A 3,984-nucleotide genomic window follows, 5' to 3' on the forward strand; every position below is an offset into this window, starting at 1 on the left:
GGCGCTGGCGCCTGGGTCCGTTGCAGCGAGAGGTTAGGCCGAGCCCGAAGTAATGGTGCCCCGAGCGTGCACCACCTTGGGATTTGAGCCTGAATGGATGGGAGCGAAAGTTCATGCCGACGACCCCAAAGGGAAAGTGCCGGAGTTATTGCGTGGAGTTGAAGGATCAGGCGCAGAAGAGGCTTCAATGATGGCAGAAATCCATGGGCCGACTGTTGATGAGTAAGCAATAACGCCATTACTTGGAGTGCCGAAGAATGGGGATTCGCACGGATCGGCGCTGGTGAATGACGAGACGACCAAGCCGGCGTGACCCGCGCACACCCAGAGGACAGCACTGAACGGGCGAACGAGGCCTAACGAAGGAAGCTAAGCGGCCGCGCCTGCACCGAGACGATGAACGGAGCCGAGATAGCGAGATGCTGAGAGAGAGCGGAAGGCAATGCAGGCGGGGTCCGACTTGAGCGAGAGGTTAGGGCGACGACGGTTATTGAGCTAGCTTGGTGATGATCGATCGATATTTTTCTTTGAGTTCAGGGGCATTGCCGCCGAAATCGATGAAGGCTTGGCAGACCCTGATGACATCTTGATGTTTACCCTTTGAATTATAGATGATGCGAAGTCGCTCGTATGGATGAGAACCGTCGAAGCGATCGATAAGGTTTGATTCATAGAGCTTGATTGCTTTGCTGAGCTCTCCCGATTTCTCTAGCTCCTTCCCTCGAAGATTGCGATTCACCAATGTGTCTTCGATTTTATCTGCGGCCTTCATACAAGCAGTCATCAGGGCAAGATCAGAACATCCATCGAACATTTGATACAGCTCGTTACGTATGTCCATCAGCGGTATATTTGCTGATTTTCTGGTTTTGACCAACTCCGTTATCTCTGAAGCCACCGAACGAGCCTTGCCTGTGGATGGCTTGGCAGAGGGCCGGACCTTTGGACTTGTCGCTTTGGGTTTTCCCGCAAAGAAAGAGAGCAGAGTTTTCAGCATGGGAAGTGTGAGCCCTAACGAGTGAGCTAAGCGGCCACGCCTGCACCGAGGCGAGGAACGAAGTCGAGATAGCGAAATGTTGAGAGAGAGCGGAAGGCAATGCAGGCGGGGTCCGACTTGAGCGGAGGGTTAGGCAGATTTCGAGCCCTTGGGCATTTCCCAGGCAAGGCGAAGATGTTTGTGTGTAGCTGCGCACTCTCGAAGGTAGAGATTGATCAGGGTCTGGTACGGGATGGCCATCTCTTGCGACAAATTTTTGAAGTAATCGAGCGTCGGCTCATCGAGGCGGATGGTGACCTGGCGCTTGAGAAGCTTTGCGTAAGGATTGGGCTTGGCGTTAGAGAAGTCGTAGCTTTTCCTCATAATTTGAACCTCCGAAGGTAGTCTTGGCGTTCCTGACGGTCAGCTTTTTGAGCTGAAATGATTCGAATGACACCGCCTTTGGCGCGATAGCAGTGGCAAACGATCAAGAGTCGAAGTGTTGAGCTGAGCCCCATGAGAATAAATCGATCTTCCTCGTCGGAATGATCAGGATCAGCGATGAGCAGACCGTTTTCATCTAGGAAGACGGTAGAAGCCTCTTCGAAGGAGACCTGATGCTTCTTGATATTGCTGAGGTTCTTGGTGGGATCCCAGTCGAATCGGATGCTCATGAACTACATTGTAGGGTGTTTTTGGGCCGATGCCAGACTGCCTAACGAAGGGAGCTAAGCGGCACCGCCCGCACCGAGACGACGAGCGAAGCCGGGATAGCGAAATGTTGAGAGAGAGCGAAAGACAGTGCAGGCGGGGTCCGACTTGAGCGGAGGGTTAGGCTGGTGATAGATCTGGACGCCTTTGATTTACTCATTATGTTGCACTTGGTTGCGTGCAGCTAGATTGGTTGCGTTATGGATGGAGCTTTTTGCCATCACTTAGCATTTCAATGAATTGAGCGATCTTTTTCGCACGTGTCTCGGCCTTCTTGACGTTTTGAATTCGGAACAAAATGGCGTACCTATTTTGGCTATTGAGTGTTGCAAAAAAAGTTTTGGCTTTTGGGTTTGCATCAAGAGCTTGTTGCAAGTCATCTGGGACGATCGAAGTGCTCGCTGATGAGTACGCCGCATCCCATCTTCCGTCCTGCTTTGCCCGTTCTATTGCGACCAGACCTGCTGGCCGCATTCTCCCCGTCGTGATGAGTGCCTCTGCCTTTTCCTTGTTGATCTTCGACCAGATGCTCTTGGCCGTTCTCGGTGTAAAGCGTTGAAGCCAATAGTGCTGATCTTCTGATTGCTTTTGGCCATCAATCCAACCATGGCAAAGAGCACTCTCTAGCGCTTGCGCATAAGTGACCGTTGGTTGCTTGGCAGACTTCTTTGCCAAGCGGAGCCATACGCCAGGCGAAGTGCTGCCATTGTCTTCGAGCCAGCCTTCCCACTCTGATTGCGTTGTAAATGAAAGTTTCGGTTCGCTCATGGTGTTTTCACGAAAGCCTAACGAATGAAGCTAAGCGGCCGCGCCTGCATCGAGGCGATGAGCGGAGTCGAGATAGCGAAATATTGAGAGAGAGCGAAAGGCAATGCAGGCGGGGTCCGACTTGAGCGGAGGGTTAGGGCGATATGGGATCAGCGTACACGAACAGAGAGTTGCCTTTGGAGAGAGCTTCTTCATAGGCCTGGGCCAAGTGCTGCGCGGTGTTATCGAAGGTTTCAGGGTCAACAACACCACCACGTTGAATTTCGACGTCATGCCATCCACGCCCAGTTGCTAACCATTTGGCCTCATCCCAATCAAAATCTGCCCCTTCGTCTTGAAGGGCGAAGATCAATACTGCGTGGCGCTCACCTTCTGGGTAAGAGAACTGGTTGGTTGGGCCAGCGGCTGCGCTACCGATGAATATGTGGACCTGGGGCATGTCGGGAGCCCTAACGAAAGAAGCTCAGCGGACCAGGCGCTGGCGCCTGGGTCCGTTGCAGCGAGAGGTTAGGCCGAGCCCGAAGTAATGGTGCCCTGAGCGTGCAGCACCTTGGGATTTGAGCCTGAATGGATGGGAGCGAAAGTTCATGCCGACGACCCCAAAGGGAAAGTGCCGGAGTTATTGCGTGGAACTGAGGGAGTAGGCGCTGAAGCAGCCTAGATGATGGCAGAAATCCATGGGCCGATCGTTGATGAGTAAGCAATAACGCCATTCTTGAACTGCGGAAAATTGGGAAATCGCATCGATTGGCGCTGGAGAATGACGTAATGACCAAGCTGGCGTGACCCGCGTACGCCCAGAAAGCAGCATTGGAAGGGCGAACGAGGCCTAACGAATGAAGCTAAGCGGCCGCGCCTGCCCCGAGACGATGAGCGAAGCCGAGGTAGCAAAATGATGAGAGAGAGCGGAAGGCAATGCAGGCGGGGTCCGACTTGAGCGGAGGGTTAGCCAACGCACCGAGACGATGAATTAAAAGCCTGTAATTAGAAGATCAATGGCAGCGATCAGTTCCGAACGAACCTCGGGAAGCTGACCCACGACAGNGCCTAACGAATGAAGCTAAGCGGCCGCGCCTGCACCGAGGCGATGAGCGGAGCCGGGATAGCGAAATGCTGAGAGAGAGCGGAAGGCAATGCAGGCGGGGTCCGACTTGAGCGGAGGGTTAGCCAACGCACCGAGACGATGAATTAAAAGCCTGTAATTAGAAGATCAATGGCAGCGATCAGTTCCGAACGAACCTCGGGAAGCTGACCCACGACAGAGCCAAGGTGGCGTTTGCTGACGCCGGCCAATTCAGGGACCATGGCAACCAATGATTTATTTTGGAAAGCGATCACTGGTGTAAGGCGTGAAATCGGGTGGGTCTTCGCAGTCGATTTTAGGTACAAGGGGACAACTACACGAGTATCTAGGGGTGAGAGCAGCTCACTTTGGACATCGAGGAGGAAGGGTATGGCCTTCTGCGATTTCGGATCAGGGTTGGCATAGACGGTGAAAGAGGCCATCAGAAGTTCCTCAGGCCATCACT

Annotated in this window: 6 protein-coding genes; all 6 read right to left on the minus strand. The window is 53.4% G+C overall.

Annotation, left to right across the window (positions count from 1 at the left end; genetic code table 11):
- Positions 1-487: 487 nt before the first annotated feature.
- Positions 488-997: a hypothetical protein gene (locus tag QSJ34_RS18480; RefSeq protein ID WP_285578162.1), complete on the minus strand. Its 510-nt coding sequence runs from the start codon at positions 995-997 to the stop codon at positions 488-490.
- Between the two features lie 129 nt (positions 998-1,126).
- Positions 1,127-1,360 carry a BrnA antitoxin family protein gene (locus QSJ34_RS18485; RefSeq protein ID WP_285578163.1) on the minus strand — a complete coding sequence of 78 codons (234 nt, stop codon included), beginning with the start codon at positions 1,358-1,360 and terminating at the stop codon, positions 1,127-1,129.
- Complete coding sequence (locus QSJ34_RS18490) at positions 1,357-1,650, minus strand: BrnT family toxin (protein WP_285578164.1); 294 nt, start codon at positions 1,648-1,650, stop codon at positions 1,357-1,359. Before QSJ34_RS18490 ends, QSJ34_RS18485 begins: the two co-directional genes overlap by 4 nt.
- A gap of 235 nt (positions 1,651-1,885) precedes the next feature.
- Positions 1,886-2,455: a YdeI/OmpD-associated family protein gene (locus QSJ34_RS18495; RefSeq protein ID WP_285578165.1), complete on the minus strand. Its 570-nt coding sequence runs from the start codon at positions 2,453-2,455 to the stop codon at positions 1,886-1,888.
- Between the two features lie 133 nt (positions 2,456-2,588).
- Positions 2,589-2,894: a hypothetical protein gene (locus QSJ34_RS18500; RefSeq protein ID WP_285578166.1), complete on the minus strand. Its 306-nt coding sequence runs from the start codon at positions 2,892-2,894 to the stop codon at positions 2,589-2,591.
- Between the two features lie 749 nt (positions 2,895-3,643).
- The gene (locus tag QSJ34_RS18505) at positions 3,644-3,961 is read right to left on the minus strand and encodes a CcdB family protein (RefSeq protein WP_285578167.1); all 318 of its coding nucleotides are present in this window, start codon (positions 3,959-3,961) and stop codon (positions 3,644-3,646) included.
- Positions 3,962-3,984 lie beyond the last annotated feature (23 nt).

Source organism: Geothrix limicola (genome assembly GCF_030268085.1).
GTDB classification, from domain to species: domain Bacteria; phylum Acidobacteriota; class Holophagae; order Holophagales; family Holophagaceae; genus Geothrix; species Geothrix limicola.